General features: G+C 51.2%; 17 protein-coding genes and 1 pseudogene. 11 read left to right on the forward strand and 7 right to left on the reverse strand.

The window, feature by feature from the left end; all coding sequences use genetic code 11:
* Window positions 1–156 precede the first annotated feature (156 nt).
* The 4 genes from MUB23_RS12355 to MUB23_RS12370 all read left to right on the forward strand — a co-directional run bounded on the left by MUB23_RS12355 (window position 157) and on the right by MUB23_RS12370 (window position 10,450).
* Complete coding sequence (locus MUB23_RS12355; RefSeq protein ID WP_244800893.1) at window positions 157–4,872, forward strand: putative Ig domain-containing protein; 4,716 nt, start codon at window positions 157–159, stop codon at window positions 4,870–4,872.
* A gap of 485 nt (window positions 4,873–5,357) precedes the next feature.
* Complete coding sequence (locus MUB23_RS12360) at window positions 5,358–5,798, forward strand: V4R domain-containing protein (protein ID WP_244800894.1); 441 nt, start codon at window positions 5,358–5,360, stop codon at window positions 5,796–5,798.
* A gap of 21 nt (window positions 5,799–5,819) precedes the next feature.
* A complete protein-coding gene (locus tag MUB23_RS12365; protein ID WP_244800895.1) occupies window positions 5,820–7,079 on the forward strand; it encodes a GGDEF domain-containing protein in 1,260 nt (419 codons plus the stop codon).
* Between the two features lie 41 nt (window positions 7,080–7,120).
* Entirely contained in the window at window positions 7,121–10,450 is a 3,330-nt protein-coding gene (locus MUB23_RS12370) for an ATP-binding protein (RefSeq protein WP_244800896.1), read from the forward strand.
* Between the two features lie 19 nt (window positions 10,451–10,469).
* Here MUB23_RS12370 and MUB23_RS12375 read toward each other — a convergent pair whose 3' ends face one another.
* Window positions 10,470–11,666 (reverse strand): GntR family transcriptional regulator, encoded by a 1,197-nt coding sequence (locus MUB23_RS12375; RefSeq protein ID WP_244800897.1) that lies wholly within the window; start codon window positions 11,664–11,666, stop codon window positions 10,470–10,472.
* Window positions 11,667–11,744: 78 nt separating this feature from the next.
* Window positions 11,745–11,999, reverse strand: a pseudogene (locus MUB23_RS20140) (GntR family transcriptional regulator); the annotation flags it as partial.
* Window positions 12,000–12,103: 104 nt separating this feature from the next.
* Here MUB23_RS20140 and MUB23_RS12380 point away from each other — a divergent pair.
* The 4 genes from MUB23_RS12380 to MUB23_RS19700 all read left to right on the forward strand — a co-directional run bounded on the left by MUB23_RS12380 (window position 12,104) and on the right by MUB23_RS19700 (window position 16,365).
* Window positions 12,104–14,413 (forward strand): bifunctional diguanylate cyclase/phosphodiesterase, encoded by a 2,310-nt coding sequence (locus tag MUB23_RS12380; RefSeq protein WP_244800898.1) that lies wholly within the window; start codon window positions 12,104–12,106, stop codon window positions 14,411–14,413.
* Window positions 14,410–15,384 carry a nucleotidyltransferase domain-containing protein gene (locus MUB23_RS12385; protein WP_244800899.1) on the forward strand — a complete coding sequence of 325 codons (975 nt, stop codon included), beginning with the start codon at window positions 14,410–14,412 and terminating at the stop codon, window positions 15,382–15,384. Before MUB23_RS12380 ends, MUB23_RS12385 begins: the two co-directional genes overlap by 4 nt.
* Before the next feature lie 183 nt (window positions 15,385–15,567).
* Window positions 15,568–16,188, forward strand: a complete 621-nt coding sequence (locus tag MUB23_RS12390; RefSeq protein WP_244800900.1) for an SDR family NAD(P)-dependent oxidoreductase — start codon at window positions 15,568–15,570, stop codon at window positions 16,186–16,188.
* A gap of 48 nt (window positions 16,189–16,236) precedes the next feature.
* Window positions 16,237–16,365, forward strand: a complete 129-nt coding sequence (locus tag MUB23_RS19700; RefSeq protein ID WP_280515734.1) for a hypothetical protein — start codon at window positions 16,237–16,239, stop codon at window positions 16,363–16,365.
* A 102-nt stretch (window positions 16,366–16,467) separates the two neighbouring features.
* Here the strand turns inward: MUB23_RS19700 and MUB23_RS12395 are convergent, their stop codons facing one another.
* The 5 genes from MUB23_RS12395 to MUB23_RS12415 form a co-directional block, all read right to left on the reverse strand.
* Window positions 16,468–17,262: a CAP domain-containing protein gene (locus MUB23_RS12395; protein ID WP_244800901.1), complete on the reverse strand. Its 795-nt coding sequence runs from the start codon at window positions 17,260–17,262 to the stop codon at window positions 16,468–16,470.
* Window positions 17,263–17,377: 115 nt separating this feature from the next.
* The gene (locus MUB23_RS12400; RefSeq protein WP_244800902.1) at window positions 17,378–20,494 is read right to left on the reverse strand and encodes an ABC transporter permease; all 3,117 of its coding nucleotides are present in this window, start codon (window positions 20,492–20,494) and stop codon (window positions 17,378–17,380) included.
* A gap of 11 nt (window positions 20,495–20,505) precedes the next feature.
* Window positions 20,506–21,204, reverse strand: a complete 699-nt coding sequence (locus MUB23_RS12405) for an ABC transporter ATP-binding protein (protein ID WP_244800903.1) — start codon at window positions 21,202–21,204, stop codon at window positions 20,506–20,508.
* 223 nt (window positions 21,205–21,427) lie between these two features.
* Window positions 21,428–22,060, reverse strand: a complete 633-nt coding sequence (locus MUB23_RS12410; RefSeq protein ID WP_244800904.1) for a TetR/AcrR family transcriptional regulator — start codon at window positions 22,058–22,060, stop codon at window positions 21,428–21,430.
* Window positions 22,061–22,126: 66 nt separating this feature from the next.
* The gene (locus MUB23_RS12415) at window positions 22,127–22,333 is read right to left on the reverse strand and encodes a hypothetical protein (RefSeq protein WP_244800905.1); all 207 of its coding nucleotides are present in this window, start codon (window positions 22,331–22,333) and stop codon (window positions 22,127–22,129) included.
* Window positions 22,334–22,576: 243 nt separating this feature from the next.
* On the opposite strand from MUB23_RS12415, the gene MUB23_RS12420 reads away from it, so the two are divergent.
* The 3 genes from MUB23_RS12420 to MUB23_RS12430 all read left to right on the forward strand — a co-directional run bounded on the left by MUB23_RS12420 (window position 22,577) and on the right by MUB23_RS12430 (window position 23,867).
* A complete protein-coding gene (locus MUB23_RS12420; RefSeq protein ID WP_244800906.1) occupies window positions 22,577–22,948 on the forward strand; it encodes a heavy-metal-associated domain-containing protein in 372 nt (123 codons plus the stop codon).
* A gap of 287 nt (window positions 22,949–23,235) precedes the next feature.
* Entirely contained in the window at window positions 23,236–23,439 is a 204-nt protein-coding gene (locus tag MUB23_RS12425) for a helix-turn-helix transcriptional regulator (protein WP_244800907.1), read from the forward strand.
* Window positions 23,436–23,867 (forward strand): hypothetical protein, encoded by a 432-nt coding sequence (locus MUB23_RS12430; protein WP_244800908.1) that lies wholly within the window; start codon window positions 23,436–23,438, stop codon window positions 23,865–23,867. Before MUB23_RS12425 ends, MUB23_RS12430 begins: the two co-directional genes overlap by 4 nt.
* Window positions 23,868–23,886: the final 19 nt, after the last annotated feature.

The raw sequence follows: 23,886 nt of genomic DNA on the forward strand, positions 1-23,886 counted from the left end.
ATGGCCTGTTTTTTATTACGCGCCTCCGGCGCTCCATAAAAAAGGACGGGAAGCCCGAACTCCGCGTTGCTCCGTTTGGGCAAAAATATCTGCTTCGCAGCTATTTTTTATTATTCGGCAGCCGGAGAAGGGCTGTTATTTTGAGGAGGAAGAAGTATGAAGAGGGTGAAGAAACTTACGGCTATGCTCGTGACGGCTATTTTGTTAATGGGCATGGCAGCGCAGCCGGTATTGGCAGCGGGCGGTGCGGTGGTTTCGGATTCAGCCACGTTTGATGTGTTTATGAATGTGGATCCTGCCTACGGCGTGAATGCCAATGTTCTGGCCGGCAAAGTCGGCGGCTATCTGGATCAGCTGATCGGCAGTGAAGAGAAGAATTACCGGATTCTGACGTCGGCGGCTACCATTGATCCTACGGATCTCACAAAATGGGACGTTTACGACCACTACGATAACGCGTGGTATGACAGTGAAAGCGCCTGGAAAGCAAATTATAACGGGAGGAATGTGGTTTCCGGTGAGGCTTTGCCAGAGAACTGGTTCTATTATGGGGTCGCTGACAGCCGTTACAATGCCTCAGCAAACGGCAAGACAACGATCGAGGAGATGCTGAATGCCGGTTCCGGCAAGACCTGGGGAAAAGTGGCCCAGCTCAGGGAACATATCTATACGATGGTGGAGAATGGAAAACCGGCGATGCAGTTTTACGGATACGGAGATCAGCCGTTTGCCGATTTTTTGTATTATCCGGCCAGCACGACCAGCGAGAAGACGGTGAAATTCGATGTTGACGCCACGAATGTCCGCCCCCATTCCATGAGCTATGCGGGATTTTTGATTAATGCAGGCACAACAGGTTCCGGCAGTTCCGCAGTGATGAGTGGATATTTATTAGTGTTTGCCTATACGCCGGAGGGATCGAATGATCCCGCTACTGGGTTGAGCAATATTTATCTGGTTAATCTGAATGATTATATCGTAAATAAATTGCACAGTTCCGGAATCACTCCCTCTTTTGCAACAACTGGGCAGACGGCAATGGCCCATCCGTTTTATGCGAACAGCCATGTGGAACTGACTATTACCGCCACGACCCTGACCGCTACCATTCAGGAAGTGGACGGCAGCGGGAATCTGACAGGGAATGCTACAAAATTGTTTGATAATGTTACTTTGACCGATACGAATTTCGGTGGGTTCGGACCTTACGTACAGTACAGCAGCCATGATTGCGAGAATACGTCCAGCTTCCGTTTTTCTAACCTGGAAATGTCCTTTGCGGAAAAAATCACAGGCAGTTCTCCGCTGGAAACCTATCAGTATACCAATTATCTGGACCAGGGAGAAAATCGGTTCTATATTAACCTGACTAACAAAGACGAGACGAATTACGCGGACAGCGCCACGGATTTGGATAAGGCCTACTTAAACGGGATTCAGACCGATCATGCGGTACTGATCACAGATGAAGGCGGCAGTGCCACAGCGATCTTTCCGGAAACCTACCTGGGAGCAAATACAAAAAATGCCATGAACCCGGCGGATGTTTCCAATCAGGACCTGGCTGATGCCGGACTGGCTCCCGGTGCGGATGACACGGAACAGCTGGCGGCCAAGCTGGCTTGGCTGATTTATCACACCACCTGGCAGGAGAGTGAAAGCACGCCGGTTGTGCCGGATAATGTCACGGTAGCCAAACTCCTACTGATGATCTCTCCAGTCGGAACGGCCGGCAACAAAGAGGTCAACAGTATTTACAGAGAACTGATGGAGGGACAGAGTCTCAAAGTGTATCCGGATCCTTCTCAAAGCGTCAAGGCGGAAGGGAAAACAGCCGTCTATACGCTGACAAAGCCGGACGGTACGGCGGTTCCGCTTACGCTGCAGGCAGACCCTTCCGGAGATGCGTATTTTGAGGTAGATCAAACGGCGGCATGGCCTGCCGGGGAGTATGCGGTAACGCTCCAGCACACGCCTTTGGCCGGTGAAACCTGTATCCCGAATACGACAAAATTCACGATTCGAACCGACCAGACAAAGCCGGCGCCGTCTGCGTCCATCCAAGGATTAACGGCAGATTTTTCCTTTGCCAACACACCGAGCGCAGGCAATTACAGCTATACATCCGATTTGGTTTCTTATGCCTGGCTGGTCAATGGTTCGCCAGCGGAACCTTCCACGCCCCCTTCTGTGTTTACTGATTTAGGCGCAGGAACCGTCGAAGTGTCCAATGTGAATCTGGGAGATGCGCTTCCGGCAGGCGCAAACTATCTGCATCTCTATGTGAAGGACGCGGCGGGCAATATCGGCTATACATCGAAAGCATTTACGGTGAATCCTCCTATCGTTTCGTTTACCGACGATATGAGCAGCGTTACGGACCAGCAGCCCTATGAGGGTACGGAGATTAGCTTGAATTCAGTGGCCGGGACTTATGCGCTGGCCTCCCTGAAGATTTCTAACGACAACGGAGTGAACTGGACAGAGATTACAACCCCGGCAAGCCCTTATCTCTATCCCCTTCCCACCGGAGCCTACCAGTTGCAGGTAAAAGCGGTGGACGCCGCGGGAAATGAATCGTCGGTTCTGACCCTGCCGGTTAATGCAAAAAAATATCAGGTTTTGTCCGGAACGACAAGCTATACCTTGGAACTCGGCGTGGACATCGAGCAGCAGATGGATTTTACCGTCAGCAGCCAGCCGGATCTGGCGCCGGGAGAGAGCCTCGGAGCGATTACCTATCAAGAAGCGAGCGATCCCAATGATGTTGTTTCTGTGACGTCTGACGGAGTGGTTTCGGTAAACAGGCTCGGCGCGGCAATCCTAACCGTCGGGGCGATGGAGACCGACACCCATCGGGCGGCTCAGGGCTCTATCACGGTCAATGTCATCAATCCGCTGCAGGTATCACTGGGAGAAGCAGCGGTGGAAGGCGGCATTTCTTTAACGCCTGCTTACGCAGAAGGTGCATATGGAATTCAGGGGGGAACCCTCCAGTACCGCAAGACCGGGACAGACGCCTGGATTTCTATCGACGGTTGGAACTGGAACAGCGAAAGCGTGCTGCTCTATGAGAATCTGGAGTTTGCGACAGAATATGAGATTCAGCTGACGGCAGACGACAACCGGCCGGGAACGCCTCGGACGGCGATGGCTACGGCCACCTTCCGCACGCCAGAGGAGGCGCCTTCGATTGTAACCTCTACCCTGCCAAACGGCGGAAAAGGCATCAATTACAGCCAGTCCATTACGGCGAACGGTACGGCGCCCTTTGCCTGGAGTGTGGTAGGAGGCGATTTGCCGGACGGCTTAAACTTAGACCCGGATACCGGCTATGTGTATGGAACTCCTTCGGTGTCGGGGAGCTTTGCCTTCACGGTACAGGCGTCCAATGATTCCGGTGATGATCAGAAGGAAATCACCCTCTATATCGCAGAGCCTCCGTTGATTGTGACGGATGCTGTAGCAGACGGTACGAAAGGGAAAAATTACAACCAATTGATCGCTGCCAGCGGCGACGCGCCTATCACCTGGAGTATTTCCGGAGGAAATGGGGATACAGGAATTTCCGGTGTGCCGGACGGACTGAAAATTGACCCATCCACCGGTGTGATTTCGGGGATTCCCAACGCCGGCGGAGTCTATGATATCTCAGTGACAGCCTCCAACGCAGTGGGATCTGACAGCCGTCAGTATACCATTTTTATCGCCTCCCCGCCCAGGATTGAGACGGACCAGCTGCCGGACGGCGTGAGAGGCTCAGTCTATGAGCAAACGTTGACGGCAAGCGGAGACACCGGAATCACCTGGGCGATCGAGGAAGGAACTTTGCCCGAAGGCTTAGCGCTTAATCCGGATACCGGTAAAATCAGTGGGAAGCCGTCAGCGCCAGGGATTTATACATTTACGGTGAGAGCCTCCAATGATTCCGGAAGCGAGAGCAAAATTTTGTCCATCGTAATTGCGGACCCGCCCCTCATCACTGCGGATCAAGTTTCAAGTGGGATTAAGGGGATGGCCTACAGCCAGATCCTGGCCGCTTCCGGGGATTCTCCGATGACCTGGACTCTGGAAGACGGAGCATTGCCGGAGGGACTGACTTTGAACCCGAATACAGGGACCATTGCCGGAACCCCTTTGAAGCCGGGAAATTTCCGCTTTACGGTAAAGGCGGCCAATGCGGTAGGTGAGGACAGGAAGGAATATACCATGACGGTTGCGGATCCGCCTGCGATCACGACGGAAACGTTGGGGAACGGAATCAGCGGGACGGAATATGAGCAGACCTTGACAGCTACGGGCGACTCACCGATGAAGTGGGCCATTCGGTCCGGAAGTCTGCCGGACGGCCTTTCTCTGGATGCGAATTCGGGTAAAATATCCGGAACACCCACGAAGTCCGGCAGCTATACCTTCACTGTGGCCGCGGAGAACAGCGTCGGAAGCGCGGAGCGGGAGATTATCTTGGTGATTGCCCAGCCGCCAGTCGTGGTTAAAAATCCTGAGAATCAGACGGTAAAGAGCGGGAAGACGATTACCCTGAAAGCGGATGTCCAAGGGGATGGTCCGATGACGTATCAATGGCAGGTGAACAAAGGGAATGGCTGGGAAGACATTTCCGGAGCCACCGGACAGGATCTGACGTTGACAGCGAGCAAGGACAACAACGGATGGCAGTATCGCTGTGTCGCCGTCAATGCGGCCGGGACAGTTGTCACGGAACCTGCCACAATACAAGTGAAAGGTACCGCGTCAGGGAGTTCGTCCCCAAAAACCGGGGACACCACAAATCTGATGATGTGGTCCGGCCTGATTATTTTGTCGGCCGCCGCGCTGACAGGAGTCTTCCTTGTCCGAAAGAGAGAAAAATAAGGCTGTTTGTCACAGAAATATTTTGTGACGCGGGGGAAGCGTCTGCAGAAAATGAAATAGCTCCAAATGAAAAGGGATTCTGCCGGTTGGCAGGAATCCCTTTTTAAACGATGATACTCTATGGAACAGTTCTTCTGGCATTGGCCGGCCGTACCGGCTCACCGGCTCCGACAAAGTTTCCGGGAGATCTTCGTGATAGAGATCCGTCCGGGAAACGTTTAACGAAACGGAAAATAAATCCATGGAGTAAATAAAACCATTCTTTTCAAAAACGGGAATGTTGGAACCATTAGTTAAAAAATTCTCCGAATTTTATAGCGGAGCCCCCCTCGGATATGATATAATACAATTTAAATTTCATCAATATGGAAAGAGAGCAGGAGGCATAGGGCATGGGCAATGTGTTTTTTAGCGAGCCGCATCATATATTTTCTTGGGAAAAGCTTGGAAATATAAAAGAGGGGCGAGAAGATTTAGGAGAAGACATGCCGGTTGTCGTATACCGGCTTTTGGAATACACTATGAACCATATCCTAACGGAAGAGTTCGGAACAGAGCGGGCAAACGAATTATTTCGCAAGTCCGGTTTTCTGGCGGGGCAGGAATTTGCCAAAAATCTGCTGGACCTGACACTTCCCTTGGAACAATTTGTCGCGCAGTTACAAAAGATTTTACGAGATCTGAAAATCGGAATTCTGCGCATCGAGGAAATTCAGGACAACGCAGATCAGATCATTCTCACTGTTGCCCAGGATCTGGACTGCAGCGGACTCCCTCCGACCAATGAGGTGGTCTGTAATTATGACGAAGGATTTCTGGCGGGAATTTTGGAAACTTACATGAAAAAACGTTATCTGGTTAGGGAAATTGACTGCTGGGCCAGCGGGGCGCGGGTATGTCGTTTTCGCTGCAAGGCGCAGGAGTGAGAAACCGGAAGGGTGGGCAGAATGCAAAAGACAGAAGATGTTTTGTTTCAATATTTAAAGGATATTCTGTATCATCCGGACCAAGCCAGCCTGGACATAAAGGCTTTGCCGCCGGAGTTCCTGAAATTGGGAGAAGGGATGTGTTTTCTGGCGGACTGCGTGCGCGAGGCGCGCACTTTTGCCACCGCAATGGCCAAGGGGGATTTGTCTCAGCAGCCTCCCGGCGCGGAAAATGTTCTGGCCGCGCCGATTAAGGATTTGCAGAATTCCCTGCGTCATCTGGCCTGGCAGACCCAGGAGGTGGCGAAAGGGGACTATAGCCAGACCGTGGATTTTATGGGAGAGTTTTCTCAGGCGTTTAACACCATGACCCGGCAGCTCAAGGAGCGGAGTGAAAGCCTGATTGCGGAAAAGCAGATTATAGAGGCAAAAAATCAGGAACTGGAACGGAATCTGGAATTGGTGATGACCCTGACCAAGTTCACGCATAATATGATTTTTATCTATTCTATAGAAGGACATGACTTGCTGTTTTCCAATGAATCCGCCGAGTGGTTTTGTAAAATGAGGCCAAAGACATCCCGAAAAGTATTGGATATTATCCTTGGAAAATCCGATGAGGAATTGGAAGAGTTTCCTTTCTGGGAGATGGCGGTGACCGAGGAAGAGGAAGACAAGGGGACAAAATATTTTGGCGTGGAGTCCTGCTCATTTTCCTGGAGAGATCAAATGGCGACCGTTCATATTCTGATGGATGACACAGAGCGGAAAAAGAAAGAGAACCTGATGTACAAGCTGGCTTACGTGGACCCTCTTACCGGATTGAATAACCGAAGATATGCCATGGATCAGATGAAACGGCTGATGGAAGAAGGGACTTCTTTTGTTATGTCATTTATCGATATCGATTATCTGAAATACTGCAATGATACCTTTGGACATAAGTCAGGGGACGAGTATCTGATGGAGATTGCCAATGCGCTGAAATCCTTGGGCGAAGAGGTTTGCCGGATCGGAGGAGATGAGTTTATTTTGATTCAGACCGGTATCTCGGCGCATAATCAGGATGAGCATCTGGAGGCTTTGCGGGCCATGCTCCAGGAAGGCAGTACGGATAAGCCCTATCCCAAAAGTTTCAGCTTCGCATCCTTGGAAATCCCGTCTCAGCCGGAGATGAGTCTGGAAGAGTATATTAAGCGGACGGATACCAAGATGTATCAGTATAAGGTACAGCATAAAAAGCCCTTAAAGGATATGGTCTACCAGGATCATAGAGTTTAACGGGCAGAGTTTTGCGAGGATGGAGAAAGGCGGATTGCAAGTTGAAGAGACCCACCGACCGTGTTCAGACCCCCTGCAGGCATGATGAGGCGAAAAAACTGGCTAGCCGCATCATGTATTTGCACTACTGCGCCGGAAATCCGGAGGAGGTGGCAAATTATTTTGCACCTGAGTTCACTTGGATTGGCGCGGGAGAGGAGCAGTATATTGCGGGAAGAGAGGCTGCCGTAGAATTGTTTCGCCAGTTTCAGGGAGCGATTCCAACCTGCCGGATCTGGGATGAGAGATATGATGTGATTGAGCCGTCGCCGGGGATTTATGTGGTGTCCGGACGGATGTGGATTGCGACGGATCCCGGCGTGGAGATGTATTTAAAAGTACATCAGAGAGTAACGTTTGTGTTTCAGGATACCGAAGAGGGGCTTTTCTGTGCCCACATCCACTGTTCCAACCCTTATCAGGAGATGCTGAGCGGGGAATTGTTTCCGGAGAAGATCGGGCGGCAGTCCTACGACTATGTGCAGGAGCGCTTAGCTTTGCTGGAAGAGCAGACAATCCAGCAAAACCGTCAGCTGGACGTGATTATGTCCTCCATAGCCGGAGGGCTGAAGATCAGCAATGACGATGATACGTATTCCTTTGCCTTTGTCAGCAAAGAGGCTGCGGCGCTTTTTGGATATACGGTGGAGGAGTTTATGGCTGCCACAGGAGGCACTGCGGTGGGAACGGTCTACCCGCCGGATCTCAACCAGGCTCTTTCCGACTGTGCCGAGGCGTTTCGGGACGGCGGACTGGTTTACTCTACCCGTTATCGGGTGCGCTGTAAGGATGGGAGTCTGAAATGGGTCATCGACAGCGGGAAAAAAGCCCAGGACGCGGAGGGGCATTGGATGGTCAACAGCCTTTATTTGGATGTGACCAGAGCGGAGGAAGATGCCCAGCGTTTGCGGGAACAGACGCAGCTTCTTACCAGTATCTATGATACGGTGCCTTGCGGAATTATTCGGTTTATCCGCCGGAGGACAGGGGAGTATGAGCTGATTTCCATGAATCGGGCTGCCTTGTCTCTTTTGGGATACCAAAGCCAGGAAGAAGGAGTGCTTGACTGGCATGAAGGAGTTTTAGGGTCGGTCGTGGAAGAAGACCGCGCCATGCTGAGGCAGACCTATCAGCGCCTCCATGAGATCGGAGACCGGCAGGACCGGGAATACCGCGCGATTTGGAGTGACGGGTCCCTACACTGGCTAGACGGTACCAACATGATTGTGGATCAGACCGCAGAGGGGGACGCGGTGATCCAGAGAACTTTGGTGGACATCACCCCGCGGAAAATGCTGCAGCAGCAGATGGACCGGGAGCAGGAAATGTACCGCGTGGCCATGGAGGCCAGCTCCGATACGATGTTTGAATACCAGATGGATACCGATGTCTATACGAGCTACGAGCCGCAGGCAGGGCATGGCGTCATCTGCAGGGAGCTGAGGAATTATTCCCAGCTGGTGAAGGATGAGAAGTTCGTCCACCCGGAAGATGTGCCGGCAGTTATGGATAATATTTGTCATGGCAGGGCGGAAGTATTTGAGGTACGTGTGGTTACTCCAAGGAGCGCACCGGGAGATTACCAATGGCACCGGGTCAGCAGCAGGCTGATTACTCAGAGCGGCCGCGCCTCCCGTGTGGTCGGCACGGTGCGGAATATCCATAGTATGAAGGAAACTCTGTCTGAAAACAGCGAGCGCCTGCATATGAGCCAGTCGGCGCTGCAGGCCATCAGCGGGATGTATGCCAGTATTTTTTATGTAAATCTGACCGACGATGAATACTATGCGGTGCGTCTGCCCCAAACGCAGGATGCCATGGCATATGCCAGGAACGGGAACTTTTCTTCCGGGCTGTGCCCGCTGCTGCTTCCTTATGTGGCGGAAAGCGACCGTTTGATGGTGGCCCGTGAGTTCGACCGGGACCGGATACTGGAAAAGCTCTCTCAGTCTGAGAAACAGACGGAAGTGGAATTTTGCCGACAATCCGCGGATGGGAGGAATTCATCCTGGCTTCGCATGGAGATTCATCCGATTTCGGTGGAGAATGCAGATAAAAAAACCGTGATTATAACGCTGCGCAATATCAGCGGAGAAAAGCGCCAGGCGCTGGAGCGGCAGGCGGAGGAAAGAGCGGCGAAGCAAGCGCTGGAGGAAGCATACGAGGGCGCTCGCCGGGCGAATCTTGCCAAGTCGGAGTTCCTTTCCCGGATGAGTCATGACATCCGTACCCCGATGAACGCGATCCTGGGAATGGCGGCCATAGCAGAGAAAAATTTGAACAAGATGGAAAAGGTTTCCGACTGCCTGTCAAAGATCCGGATTTCCGGAGACCACCTCCTAGGGCTGATCAATGAAGTTTTGGATATGTCTAAAATTGAGTCCGGAAATGTCAGTCTCAGTGAAAGCACCTTTTTGATCAGCGACACGCTGGATACGGTCGCTCAGATTATCCGGACCGATACCGAGAGTAAAGGGCAGCAGTTTGTGCTTCACACGTCGATCCAGAAGGATGCAGTTCAGGGCGATTCTATGCGGGTTCAGCAGATTTTGCTGAATCTTTTGTCCAACGCTGTGAAATATACCCCGAATGAAGGGCGGATTTTGCTGAAGGCGGAGGAAAAACCTTCCGGCCACAGCGGCGTCAGTTGTTTTGAGTTTACGGTGGAAGATAACGGAATCGGGATGTCTCCGGAGTTTCAGCAGAAACTTTTTACCCCTTTTGAGAGGGCGGAGGATTGCCGGGTGAGCCAGGTACAGGGAACAGGATTGGGATTGGCGATTACCCAGAACCTGGTACAGATGATGAACGGTACCATTCAGGTGGAAAGCTGTCTCGATCAAGGGACCCGATTCCGCGTCACTATCTTTTTAAAACAAGCGGAACAAGAGAATACAGATTTCCGAAGCGAGAAGGAAAAGACCGGAGAACCTTTTGACCCGGATACCAGAATCCTTTTGGTGGAAGACAATGAGATCAACCGTGAGATTGCACAGGAACTGTTGCAGACAGCGGGTCTTACCGTGACTTCCGCTGTGAATGGAAAAGAGGCGGTGGACCTTTTTTCCTCTCAGCCGCCGGGAACCTACTCTTTGATTTTAATGGATATTCAGATGCCGGTGATGGACGGATACGAGGCAGCAAAAGCGATCCGACGCCTGGGGGAGGCCGGGCAGCGTCCGGATGCGGCAAAAATCCCGATCATCGCGCTGACGGCCAATGCTTTCGCGGACGACGTCTACCGGGCCCGGCAGGCAGGGATGAATGAACATGTATCAAAACCACTCGATGTGGACCGGCTGCTGATAACTTTGCATCATTATCTGGATTAAACGGAGGAGTACCGGAATCTTAGAAACAAAGGCTTTCGCCAGGGGTCAGGATTCCGGCTGCTTCCGGCAGTCCATTTTCTATCATAAAGGGGCGGATGAACTCCAGCACATAGCAGTAGCAGGCGGAGAGCCGGCCGGTGAAGCCTTCCGCATCCCCTGCCAGGAAACTGACCAAGGCCCCATGGCTCTTCTGGGACAGCGGGTTGTCATTTGAGACGCCGTTTGGAAAAAACGAATAATAGTATCCCCAGTACAGCAGTTTCCCCACCTCAGTCAGGACCGTGCCAAGAGGAGGGAGAGGCAGAGAGGCGATGATCAAGTGGATCATTTCGTCCAGCGGAAAAAGAGTCGGGTCCTGGAGCCGGTTTTGCAGAGCCTTTCTTGCTTCCGAAGTGATGTGCGGATAAGCCAAAAGCGCGGCTGGACGGACTGCAATTGCCATCAGCTGCAGGCCGCTCAGATAGAGCAAAGTATCTCTCTTATAGGTTTTGCTTTTCATGCAGCGAAGGGTGGCCTCCTCCCCCGGCAGAATGATTCTGGTCCCCTGAGCGTTCCTCGTTTCGCCAAAGCCAAGCTCATTCAGCATGGCGATGGCCTTGCGAACGGTGGACACACAGACCCCGTACTCTCTTGAGAGCGTTGCCTCCGAGGGAAGAAAGTTCCCTGCCTGATAGTAACCGTTTCCGATTTTATCGATCAAATCCCGCGTGATTTGTGTATAGTAGTGATCTCTTCCTCGTTCCGGAGCCCAGAGGAAAGAAATATCTACTTGGTCAGGAATCTCCGGGAATTCTTGGGAGAGCTCGTCCAGATATTCTTCCACCGCAGCGGTTGTCCTTTGGAACATATCTGTGAATCGGGCGGTAATTTCGGAGGGATCTTGAGTCAAAAGGGATTCCATGACCCAGACGGTGCCCCGGAATTTTCCGCGCTTGGCAAACAGCTCCAGGTAGCGTTTCTGGCTTTGGAAAAAGGACAGCCTGCCATAGAGCTCAAAGCTGATAAACATGTCCCGGAACAACAGGTTTTTTGAGTGTTCCAACAGGGAATACAGGAGCTTCGAGCATGCCCGCCAGCGAATTTCTGGAGAGTTGAAGCGGGAACGTGTCAGCGCCTGAAGCCATTGCATTAATTCTTCCTGGTTGAGGCACTGGGAGGAAAAGGCGATGATCGGAGGCATCAGGATCGTGATTGTCCGATGGACGTTTACGATCAATTTTTTCCTTCCTAAAACAGACCTTATAGCGGAGTCGGACTCTTGGCAATCGGGCTGCCGGTAGAGTACGGTTGCCGCCTTTCTCTCTTCCGTGCAAATGTATCCTTCTTCCTTTAACGTGCGGAGAACGTCTCGGACGGTACGGAGACCGACATGATAGAAGTCACAGAGGCCGCTCATGGAGGGCAGCTTTTCTCCGTAACGGACTCTCCCAGTACGAATTTGTTCTTTTAAGTCTTGATATACATGCTGGTAAAGTGTTTGTTTGTCTCGGATCTCTAATCCCTCCCATTGCTTGATATCACTGCTGTTTCCATTATACCCAGAAACCATTTTTTTTCAACAAGCTATATGCTTATGTACACAGATTGCCTGTTGTTCCCTTTTGAAAAACATGATAGGATTTGTTTGTTTCAAGATTCATTTGGGAGGACAGGATGGATAAAACCAAATATACATTCACAAAAAAGAAGACGATGCTTTTGCCGGGAATTCGGATGGCGATCGTCTCTGTGGCCCTTCTGGCAGCTGCAGCGGTGATGATTTGGAATACATCGGGGTTAAAATGCGCGTTAGAAAAGAGCACGGAGCAGTACGCGGAGGATGTGGCACATCAGTTGACCAGTGATATTTCGGCGCGAATGGCGGCACATCAGACCAACTTGCGTCTCCTGGCTAATTCTTTGACGGAGCTTCCGAAAGAATTGGCAGAAGGGTATTTAGAAAGGCAGGCGCAGAATTTAGATTTTGACTCCCTGAACCTTCTAAGCCGGGATGGAACCATGGTTCCGGCAAACCTGAATGCTGCCGGCTGGGGATCCCTGCCCGGTATTCAAGCATCCTTTGAAGGAGAATCCTCAGTCGGATACGTAGAGGGGCAAAACCTCCTTTTTTCCGTGCCGGTGGAATCAGATGGAGAGATCAGCCAGGTGCTGGTGGGGGTTCGCGGAAAGGAGAATATGCAGGCGTTGATTCAACCGGAAAGCTTTTCCGGCAAGGGATTGACCTGTATTGTTGACAGCAGTGGGCAGGTTATTATTTCCCCAACGGATTTAAAGCCTTTTCTCCAACTGGATAACCTTTTTCAGTCGGAGGCCGACATGGATGTGAAGAATGCGCTTATCCGGATGCAAAGCGACATGGAACATCAGCGGTCCGGCGTTTTTCCGTTCACAGCGGTGGATGAGACGCGGTTGGTGATGTCTTACTCCCCCCTGGGCGTGAATGGCTGGGTCTTGCTGACCCTTGTGCCGGCGGACCTGATCTCAGGCGGGGCGGACGCTTTTCTTCTACGTTCTTTTCTCATTGTCGGCGGGATTGTCCTAGTCTTTACTTTGTTTTTGACGGCGGCGCTGTCGTTTTATCGGGCAAACCAAAAGCGGTTGGAGGAGGTTGCGTTCACGGATCCCTTAACCGGCGGAATGAACCATGCGGCATTCCAGATGGAATATCTAGGACGTTCTGGGGAGATGGAGCCGGATACCTATACGATGGTTTTTCTCAATGTAAAAGGCTTTAAGCTGATCAATGAAAGTTTTGGGACTCAGATGGGAAACAAGACGATCCAAATGATCTATCAAGTGCTGAAAAGCGGACTTCGGGAAGGGGAGATGATGGCGCGGGCGGACGCAGATCATTTCTTTTTGTGTCTGAACGAAGTTTCGCAGGAAGAGATTCGCCGGTATCTGGCCGAAAAAATGGAAGAGATCAATTCACTGTCCAAAAATATCGGCTTGCCGTACGGGCTGACGATTCTTCAGGGGGCTTGCCGGATCGACCGGCCGGACCAGGATCTGACTCTTCTGGAAGACCGCGCCAGGGCAGCCTGCAAACTTCAGGGGGAAAAGTCGGTCTGCTGCTTCTACAGCGAAGAGATGACAAGGAGGATGCAGTGGGAGCAGGAACTCAACGGTCTGTTCGATGATTCCCTCCGGAATCATGATTTTCAGGTTTATCTGCAGCCAAAGGTCCGGCTGTCCGACGGAAATCCGGGAGGTGCAGAGGCGCTGGTTCGCTGGATTCATCCGCAGCGCGGCATGATCTATCCTTCCGATTTTATCCCGCTGTTTGAAAAGAATGAAAATATTTGCAGGCTGGATCTTTATGTATGGGAGGAGATTTGTATTCTGTTGAAGCGGTGGAGGGAAGAAGGCAGAGAACTGATCCCGATTTCAGTGAATTTGTCGAGGGTACACTTTCGGGATCCGAACTATCTGCGCCCCTATATTCAGCTGAAAGAGAAGTATCAGATTCCGGATGGGATCTTGGAATTTGAACTGACGGAGTCGGTATTTTTTGATGAGCAGCAAAGAGAACTGGTGAAACAGGCAACCAGGGAAATGCACCGGCATGGTTTTCTTTGTTCTCTCGATGATTTTGGCGTCGGTTTTTCTTCCCTGGCGCTGCTAAAAGAGTTTGAGGTGGATGCAATTAAGCTGGACCGGCAATTTTTTGAGGAGATCGAGAATGAAAAGGCGCAGAGCGTGATTGCAAGTTTTATTGAGCTGGCGGAACGGATTGGCATACAGACTGTGGCTGAGGGGATTGAGACCCCGGCGCAGCTTGATTTTCTGCGCCGGGCCCATTGCGATCTGGTTCAGGGGTATATTTATTCCAAACCTCTCCCGATGCCTGATTTTGAAAGCTGGATGGCCGGGATGACAGGACATCCTCCGGCCGGAGGAAAGAATGGCGGTGTGGATTTTCCACCCCGCTGCGATAGGAGGGAATATGATGAAAGGTTTTGAGAGAAACGATCTGCTGTTTGGTGGAATACTGCTTTCAATGCAAGGATTTTCCCTGCGGTCACTATCAGAGAGAGGAGGAATACGATTCCTTTATCACCCACCGAAACCGGATGCGGGATTTGGAAAAGATGCGGGAAGCCGGCGCCGAGGCTTACGGCGCGGAACAAAAGGAACGAGTGCGGATTCTCCATGATTTCCTGGATCACTATAATGACGGCCGGCGGAAGAATCTTTATTGCCTGGCGGCAAATTTATTGGAGCTGGAAGAAAAAAGATCAGGAGAAACGAAAATGTTTGATATAGATAGTTGGATTCGCGAATATTTGATCCGGTTGAAGGCCTTGTTTGGGGCGCGTATCTGGTTTGCAGGCCTGCAGGGAAGTTTCGGCCGGGGGGAAGCCACAGAAAACAGCGACATTGATATGGTGGTGATTTTGGACACCGCTGCGCCGGAAGATATTCAGCGCTACAGTAAAATGCTGGACGGTTTGCCGGAGCGGGAGAGGGCGTGCGGTTTCCTTTCCGGCAAGTCTGAGTTGTTGGCCTGGGAGCCTTCGGATTTGTTTCAGTTCTATTTTGACACCAAGCCCCTGCTCGGTACCTTAACGGAGCTTCGGGAGAAAATATCCGATGAAGACATCCAAAGAGCGATCCGAATCGGTGCTTGCAATGTGTATCACATGTGTGTCCACAACATGGTCCATGAGAAAAATGCGGAGATTTTAAAGGGATTGTACAAATCGGCAGCCTTTACCCTCTATGCCATTGGCTACAGCCGGAGCGGAGGGTATGAACCGGACAAGGAACGATTGCTGCTTCAGCTTCCGCCCCGTGACCAGGAAATTTTGCGGTATAGCCAGGAATTGAAACACAAGGGACAGATCTCCTCCGATGAATTTGATGTTCTTTCCGGAAAGCTCCTTGCCTGGGCGTCCAACTGGATTCTACAGACGCAGGAGGCCCTATCGTAAGACGCAAGGGCACAGCGCGGTTTCCGGACAGAGTCCCATAATCAATGACGAGGGAATCTCCGCGAAAGAAAAGGCGAAAATGATAAAAGAATATGTAGCCAGGCTGGTCAAATAAGGAGATCCCTCGAAGGAGGGGTTTTCTTATCAGTTTCGAGTGAACAAAGTTCAATGAAAGGAGCTTTCATGAAAAAATTAGCACTCATCACAGGCGCAACCAGTGGGTTGGGGCTGAGCTATGCAGCATATTTTGCCTCGCAGGGGTATGATTTGATTGTCACCGGCCGGCGCAGAGAAGCACTTTTCTCCAATGGAAAGGAGTGGCGGGAGCAGTATCATGTGAATGTGGAGACAATCCTCGTGGAATTGTCGGACCGGGAGGAGGTCCGGCGCCTCATCGAACATGTGGGCGACAGGGAAATTGATATGCTGGTGAATAACGCAGGTTTTGGGCTGAAGCCGGTTTTTGCGGATACCAGCGAGGAGGAGATGGAAAGGATTCTTTCTCTGCAAGTCTGGTGTGTGACAAAACTGACGCATTTTGTCCTGCAAAGGATGTTGAGGAGGAACACCGGCGGGATCATCAATATTTCTTCGGATGGAGCGTTTGCCGTCCTGCCCCACAATGTACTTTATTCTTCGACAAAACTTTATATTTTAAATTTCACCGAGGGGCTGCACCTGGAACTCGCCGGGAACGGGATCCAGGTGCAGGCTGTCTGCCCTGGTTTTATCGACTCTCATTTCCATGAGAGTGCGGGGATGAATGTGGATAAGAAGAAAAAGGGCCTGTTTGGCTTTCGCTAGCCGGACGAGATTGTCCGGGATGCAATGAAGGATTGGAGGAAGGGGAAAGTGGTCTCAGTACCGGACCGCGGCGCAAAGCTGATCCGGGTGCTGGCCCGTGTTCTTCCGAGAACCTTCTTTTATCGGATGGCAGCCGGATTTTCAAAGAGTATTACGGGAAAAAAGAGTCCCCAGTGAGAAGAAACAAAAGCAGCAGCCCCGTCAAAAATCCAGACAGGGCCGCTGCTTTTGTAACGCTGGGGCGACCCGGTATGGGCTGCCCCAAGGGGCTGCTTCCTATTAGTACAGGAACAACTGGGTCCAATAGCTGACTCCGTTTGCATCGACATAGTGTCCGACGCCGATGGAAGTATAGGAGCCGTTCATAATGTTGGCCCGGTGTCCGGAACTGTTCATCCAGCCGGTCATCACTTCCTCAGGCGTGCGCTGCCCGTAGGCAATATTCTCACCGGCGCCCCGGTAAGATACGCCCTGTTCATTCAGCGCAGTATTGAAATTCCGTCCGTCCGGGCGGGTATGGGAGAAGGAAGTCTTGATCTCCTTGGCGCGGACGGCAGCGGCGGCCGTCGCAGAGCTGTGGAGGGTGAGGGGAGCGAGGCCTTCTTTGGCGCGCTCTTCATTTACCAGGTCCACGATTCTCTGAATGGAGGCGTCCGCCTCTGTTTCATTGTCCGGAGTGTCGTTGTCCGGAACATCGGGGCCAGGCTGATCCGGAGCAGGGATATCCGGCTGATCGGTGTCAGGGACATCCGGCTGATCGGTGTCGGGGACATCCGGCTGATCGGTGTCGGGGACATCCGGCTGATCCGCGTCGGGGACATCCGGATGGTCCGGCGCCGGCGGGAGAATGGGGGCGCCGTTTTGGCAGATGTAATCCAGAAATTCTTTCCAGTCCGTCACTCCGTTTTCCGCACAATAATCCTGGAACTGCTGTTTCAGCTCATCCAGGCTGTTTCCTGTGATGATAACCGCGTTTCCTTCCTGGGATACGGCTGCCGATACAGTGGCCGGAGTAATCCCGGTCATGGTGACGGCTGCCGCCGCACTCAGGGCAAATATTGATAATTTCTTCAAATGAAACCTCCTTTAAAGTGTTACAAATTTGTTACAGACACATTATAACATGCAATCACAAAATGAAAAGAGGAAAACGATGGAAATCGTTTTATCCCAGGGGCAGGGCGTATGTTTATTCCCTGTCCTTTAACACTTCCGCCGGAGTGGTCTGTTTCAGCCGCCGCATCAGCAGCGAACGGATCAAAAGATAGCAGATCAGGATTCCAGCGTACACAAGAAGATAAAGGGAAAGCGGCCAGGACAAATCTACGCCGCAGGCTACGTTGGCGACAAAGCTGGGGTAGAGGGCGTCCATCAGAACTTTCGCCAGAGGGATCAAAAGAAGGGCGCCAGCAGCGATCAGAAGAAAATTCCCGTCCAGGTACAGTTTCCGGATTTCCCGGTCCCGGTAACCGAAAATCTTCATCAGCGCAATGCTTCCTGCAGACCGGTCAATCATGACTTTCATCATCTGATAGAGAACGATCAAAAAGATCAAGGCGGACACAGCGGTCAGCATTGTTATCATCGGCGTCATCATTTCTATAAAAATGTCGGAACTTTTTTCGACATCGGTTTTTGTGGTGACTCCAACCAGCCGTCCCTTGTCGATGTCCAGAGCATGGTCTGCGTAGACGGAGTTGTAGTAGTCTGGCTCCCGGCCGAACCGAGTGCGCATTCCCTCCAGATCCATGAAACAGCACAGCCCCACCGAGTAGGGAACAATCTCCTTTACGGTAAAACCATATTCCTTTTCCTCCACTTCATCGCTCAAAATCAGCCGGTCGCCGGCGGTAAGGTCAAATTTTTCGGCGACTGCGCTGGAGATGCTGATCTCATTTTTGCGGCGGCTGGAGATTTTCGGGAAGAAAGGATTATCTTGGTCCAAGCCAATGATGGTGACTTCCATGTTGTACCCCCAAATTTCTTTTTTCAGCCCTTCGGCATAGGCCGCACAGCCGCCTTCCGGCACCGTTTTTGTGGGATATTTATATTGGTACAGGTAGGTAAACTGAGTGTCCGCTCTGTTTTGTTCCTGTAAGTTCAGGCAGAGGGATAAACAGTTAAGGCCCAGTGCCAGGATCAGGAGAGAGACAAACATGCCCGCCAGTACCGCATAGGCGCACTTCCTTTCCCGCAGAAATTGACGAAGCTGAAAGCTTTCGATAAAGCGCAGTCCCTTTAGCGGAGTGACATTTGCTTTGATTTGCGGCTGTTCTTTCCGGAGGAGAGAAAGAGCGGAGCGGTTCAGTCTGGTTTGGATCATGATCCGGCTAACCATAAAGGCTATGAGAGGAGGAAGGGCGATGCCGTAACCCAGGAGGCCGGGATGGTAGAAGGGTTCCACAGCGGGAATGGAGTAGTAGGCGGCGGTATCTCCTGCCATCAGGTTTCGTCCCAGGCTGGAATATCCAAGGAGAGTTCCGAGGATTCCGCCGAAAAGGCACAGAAAAACAGGCAGCATCGTATAGTGGAGCATAAGCTGCTTCCGGGTGACACCCAAGGCATAGAGAGCGCCGATCATGGCACTTTCCTGGTCGATGGAGTGAATGACAAAGATAGAGATGACATAGGTGATCAGGATCAGGACGATTAAACCCGCCGCCAAGCCTACGTTGATGTTGATTGCTACATCATCATTGGCGGCCTTGATTCTGGGATTGTCCTCGGCCTGGACAAAGTCGGTCAGATTTTCTATTTCCACGGGAAAGTATTCATCCAGGAGTTTCTGGGTCTCGTCCTGGAGGTCTTTCGTTCCGGTCCGAAGTTCCTCGCCGTGTCCGGATAGCTCCGCGGCGCTTTCCTTAAGCGTTTCTGCTCCGTCTGAGATTTTGCGGCAGCCTTCGTATATCTGATTCAGACTGCCGGTGTAAGCGCCGATCCCCTTATCCAGGTTTTCATATTCCTCCCGGAGAGCAGAAACCGCCTGGTCGAACTGGACAAGGCCGGAGCTGAGATCTTCTATCGCTTCGGACAGAGAATCCATGGCCACGTCAAAGTTTTGAAAAGAGGAGAGCAGGCTGGATGAACTTTCCGCGGCTGTCTTGAGGCGGGTGTGAACCTCGGAAAGATACGCCTGAGATACAGTCAGTACGAGCTGGGCATCCGGCGAAAGCTGGGACGGGTCCAGGTTGTATTGGCTTAGGGACTGCCGGATGAGCGCATCGTAGGCCTCCTCACCCCCTTGTCCGGAGAGTTCCTGCAGACCGGCATCCAGCGCTGCCATTCCTTCGAGCAGCTCTCCGGAAGCAGATCGGAGCTCTTTCATAGCATCCGTGGAAAAAGAAAGCTTTTCGGAGGCGGTTTCCAGCTCCTTCAGCGCGGAGAGCACTTGGGAAGAGCCGGAGGTTAAATTGCCGGATCGACCTTGCAGCTTCTCCAGACTGTCGGAGACCGTTTGGATCCCTTCCTTTAGGCCGAAAGCTCCTTCGGCCAGCTCAGCCATGGCTTCTTGAAGCTTCCCGGAGGAATCGGAGAGTTCCTTCATTCCATTGGTAAGGGAATTACGGCCGGAAGTCAGTTCGCTGGTCATTTCCTGCAAGTAGAGGTCTTTTCCTTCCTCTGGATTTATTGTTTGCTCCAACAAAACGTCCTTTAGTTCCATGCTGGTGACACCTTCTTCCAGCCGGTAGCTGTAGCGATACTCTTCACTGCGAAGCATTTTTCCGCCTTCCAGCAGCGCGCGGTAGGCAGCGTCGGAAACAAAGGCAGTACCGAACTTCCTGCCGTCGGAGGATATGTCGGAAAAGTTTTGCAGACAGTGGTCGTAATCCGGCGAGGTGCCGATCCCTGTGACGGTATACTTGTTTCCGGACATCGTGATCTCATCACCGACCGTAAGCTGATGGGCGGCGGCGTAGATTCTTTCCAGTACGATTTCATTCGGGTTTGCAGCCGGTCTGCCCGTCTCCAGTTCAACGAGATTGATTTTCCTGCGGTTTTTCAGCACACGGAGAGTGGAGCCTTCCTCCATGGAAAAATCAAGGGAAAAGTTTTCTTCAAGGACTACGCCCATGGCCTGTAAATCCCGGATGGTATCCTCTTTTAAGGGAGTGAAGACTCCGAACTGTCCGTCCTCCAAATGGTTGGCAGCTGCTTTCTTGTTTACGGTGCCGGTGACACTTTGGGCAGAGCCGACACAGGCGATCACGAGAAACATGGCAAGCGTGATCAAAAGAAATAAAGCAAGATAGCGGAGCACGTTGGCCTTTAGATCCCTTAAGGTTCGGCGAAGCAACAATTTCTGCATCCTTTCTCCTCCTACCATTCGAGATCCGCGGCGGGAATCCGGTGTTCATTTTCATATTCCCGATGGATCTCGCCGTCCCGAATCTGGATCACTTTATGTACCATATGTTGAATGGCATCGTTATGGGTGACAATCAGCATGGTGGTTTTGTACTTTTGGTTGATGGTTTCCAGCAGCACTAAAATTTCCTTGGCTGTCTTGGAGTCCAGAGCCCCGGTAGGCTCATCACACAGAAGCAGACGGGGATTTTTGACTAAGGCACGCGCCAAGGCGCACCGCTGCTGCTGACCGCCGGAAAGCTGGGCGGGAAATTTATTTTGATGAGAGGACAGGCCCAAGGTCTCCAAAAGTTCGGCAAGGGACAGGGGAACCGGGGACAGATATTGGCACACTTCAATGTTTTCCCTGACGGTGAGATTGGGAATCAAATGATAGAACTGGAATACAAAACCGATCGAGTCCCGGCGGTAATCGGAAAGGGCGTCTGGTTTTAGCCCGGTGATCTCTTTTCCATCGACCCGGATGGAACCGCCGTCCACCGTGTCCAACCCTCCGATGGCGTTGAGGAGAGTGGATTTTCCTGAACCGGAGGGGCCGAGGATCACACACATCTGTCCTTCTCTCAACTGTGTGCTGATCCCTCTGAGCACTTGTACATAGCTTCCGCCCTCGCCGTAGCTTTTTTTAATGTTTTCAACTTCTAAATACATGGAGTCCTCCTTATCGCTGAGCGGGAAGACGTGTTCCCGCAAAGCAGCTTTACGCCCAGACAAAAGGCGCATGACAGATGGATGATTCAATGCAGCAGGTCCGTGCCGTTCTGGAATTATGTATTTGACTAAAAAACTGGCCGTGTTTGGTTTCGTTTGTCTTTTATGTGATTAAATAACAATGTTATGTTCTTGCTATTTAAAAAGGACCTTTCCGTCCTTTTCAAATATTCTGGCCATTTTCCGGCAAAAACGATAGGAAACCGCCCCGCAGGAAGCGCACCATGAGTTTTAATTGTTCTTTGGCGCTCTTTTCATCAAAATCATGGGAGAGAATGTGCATGACGGCGCCTAGTTGAAGGTGAGAGAACCAATGGATCGTGCAGTCGTTAAACGGATGGATATTGGGCATTGTTTTCTCAATGAGCCGGTAGGTCTGGCGGTCCATTAGGGAGGTGATCTGGTTAAAGAATTCCTCCACGGCCGGATGTTCCCGATTGTTCAGGATCAGTTGGCAGACTGTTTGGTTGGAAAAATAAAATTCCAGAAATTCTTCTGCGGCCCGGAAGTCTTCTTCTTCGTTCTTTGCCAGAGTTTCCGCGGAGCTTGCTAACTCGGCTTCATAATGGGATACGAGCAGCGCCAGGATGCGTCCGGTGGCCGGAGACAGGGTCTGCCGGAACAGATCTTCTTTGTCCTGAAAGAAAAAATAGAGAGCTCCGGTGGTTACCTCTGCATTGGCACAAATTCTGCGAAGGGATGCCTTGGCAAACCCATAGGAGGCAAATTCCAGAGCCGCCGATTCCAACAGGCGCATCTTGGTTTCTTCCGGGACAGCCCCGGCTTTTCTGGTCATAAATCCTCCTCCTTTATCAAAATAACATTGTTATTTATGATAGTGTAAGGGAGAAAAAGAAAATTGTCAAGATAAAAAGCGAAAGTATTCACTGACGGCGATTTGTTTTGCCATGGTTTCCAGAAAGCCTGCCTGACGCCGCAGTTCCTCAGCCGTATGAATTTGATCGTTTTGCTCATGAAGAGCAATTTGCATTTCAACAGGCAGAGAGAGAAAATATTGACGCGTACTGCTGCTTTTTTCCAGCATATGGCCCAGATCTTCATACTTCAAAGAAATCACCCCCAGAATATTTTGATTGCTTTGCGCGAAAATTATACACTTTCCCAAACCATAAGATTTTATGAGGAACAGAGGGTTTTTCATTGACAAAGGAGCAAAAACATGTTAGGCTAAAAAAGAGTTAGAATAGACTAACCAAATATACGTTTTCTTCGGCCTCAAAAGAAAAATCAGGCTGTTTCGGCGAGAACCGGCCATGCGGGTCCAGGAAACATATACCAGAGGAGGAAGTTCATGTCTACCGTGATCATCTGCGCCGCTTTGGTGCTTATCTGTGTGTTTTCTGTCCGAAGTTATCTCAAGAAAATGAAGCACGGCTGCTGCGGCGCAGGAGGATATGACGAGAAGAAAATCCGGCCGAAGGACCGGGAGCTTTCCCACTATTCCTATGCGCGCCGGATTCAGATTGAAGGGATGAGCTGTAAAAACTGCGCAATCCGGATCGCCAATGCGTTCCATGAAAGGGATGGATTTTATGCAGAGGTGAACCAGAAAGAAGGCTTCGCTCTGGTCCGGATGAAAAAACGAGTTTCGGACGAAGAACTGAGGAAAATCATAGCGCAGGCAGGCTATCGGGCGATTAAAATTGATCCGGCCGGGCTATGACGAAAGAAAAGGAGAAAATACGGAATCGAAAGTGAGAAAAATAGATTTTAATTGATCCAAAAGCCAGAGGCAGGGGAGATTCCCCAGTCCTTCGGCTTTTTTTCATGGGAAATTCCTTCGAAATTCAACATAAGCAAAAAATACTCCGCTATGGATGCGCAGGATCTGCCCTAAGATACGCAAATGCAGATGATAAAATGATGGAAAGTTAACTTGACATTAACGTGAATCCATGTATAATAAGTACATGGAAAGCAAACTTTCCTTTTAGAAAGGAGAGAAGTGGATTGAAAAACCGGTTGGAGGAGATCCGAAAGAGCCGGGGAATCAAGCAGGAAGAGCTGGCCAGCGCTTTGGAGGTTTCGAGACAGACGATCGGATCCCTGGAAAACGGGCGGTATAATCCGTCCATCCTTTTAGCATTTAAAATTGCAAGGTACTTTGAGATGCAAATTGAGGATATCTTCATCTACGAGGAGGATCAGGAATGAAGAAAAAATGGGGGGACTATGTGATTGCCGGGGCCGGGGCGGCCCTTTTAATCGCCGGATTGATTCTGAAGAAATCAGCGGGAGAAGTCCAGGGGATCCTGCTGGTGCTGCCCTATATTCTGCTCGGCTGCGGCTGCGGTGTGTTTGGGCACGGGATGGGGAGCGCGATCAGCAGGCGGGTTTTGGAGAAGTCGCCGGAAATGCGGAAGCAGATGGAAATCGACCAAAACGACGAGAGAAATATTGCGATTCGGAACCGGGCGAAGGGCAAGGCCTTTGATTTTATGATCTATGTGTTTTCTGCGCTGATGTTCTGCTTCCTTTTTATGGAGGTGGAGCTGGGCGCAATTCTTCTCTTTGTTTTTGCTTATACCATGGTAGGCGGAAGTTTTGTCTACTATCTGGTAAAGTATGAAAGGGAAATGTAGCTTACTTTGAAGCAGGAAT

The sequence above is a fragment of the Cuneatibacter sp. NSJ-177 genome, from assembly GCF_022867805.1.
Taxonomy (GTDB): domain Bacteria; phylum Bacillota; class Clostridia; order Lachnospirales; family Lachnospiraceae; genus Pseudolachnospira.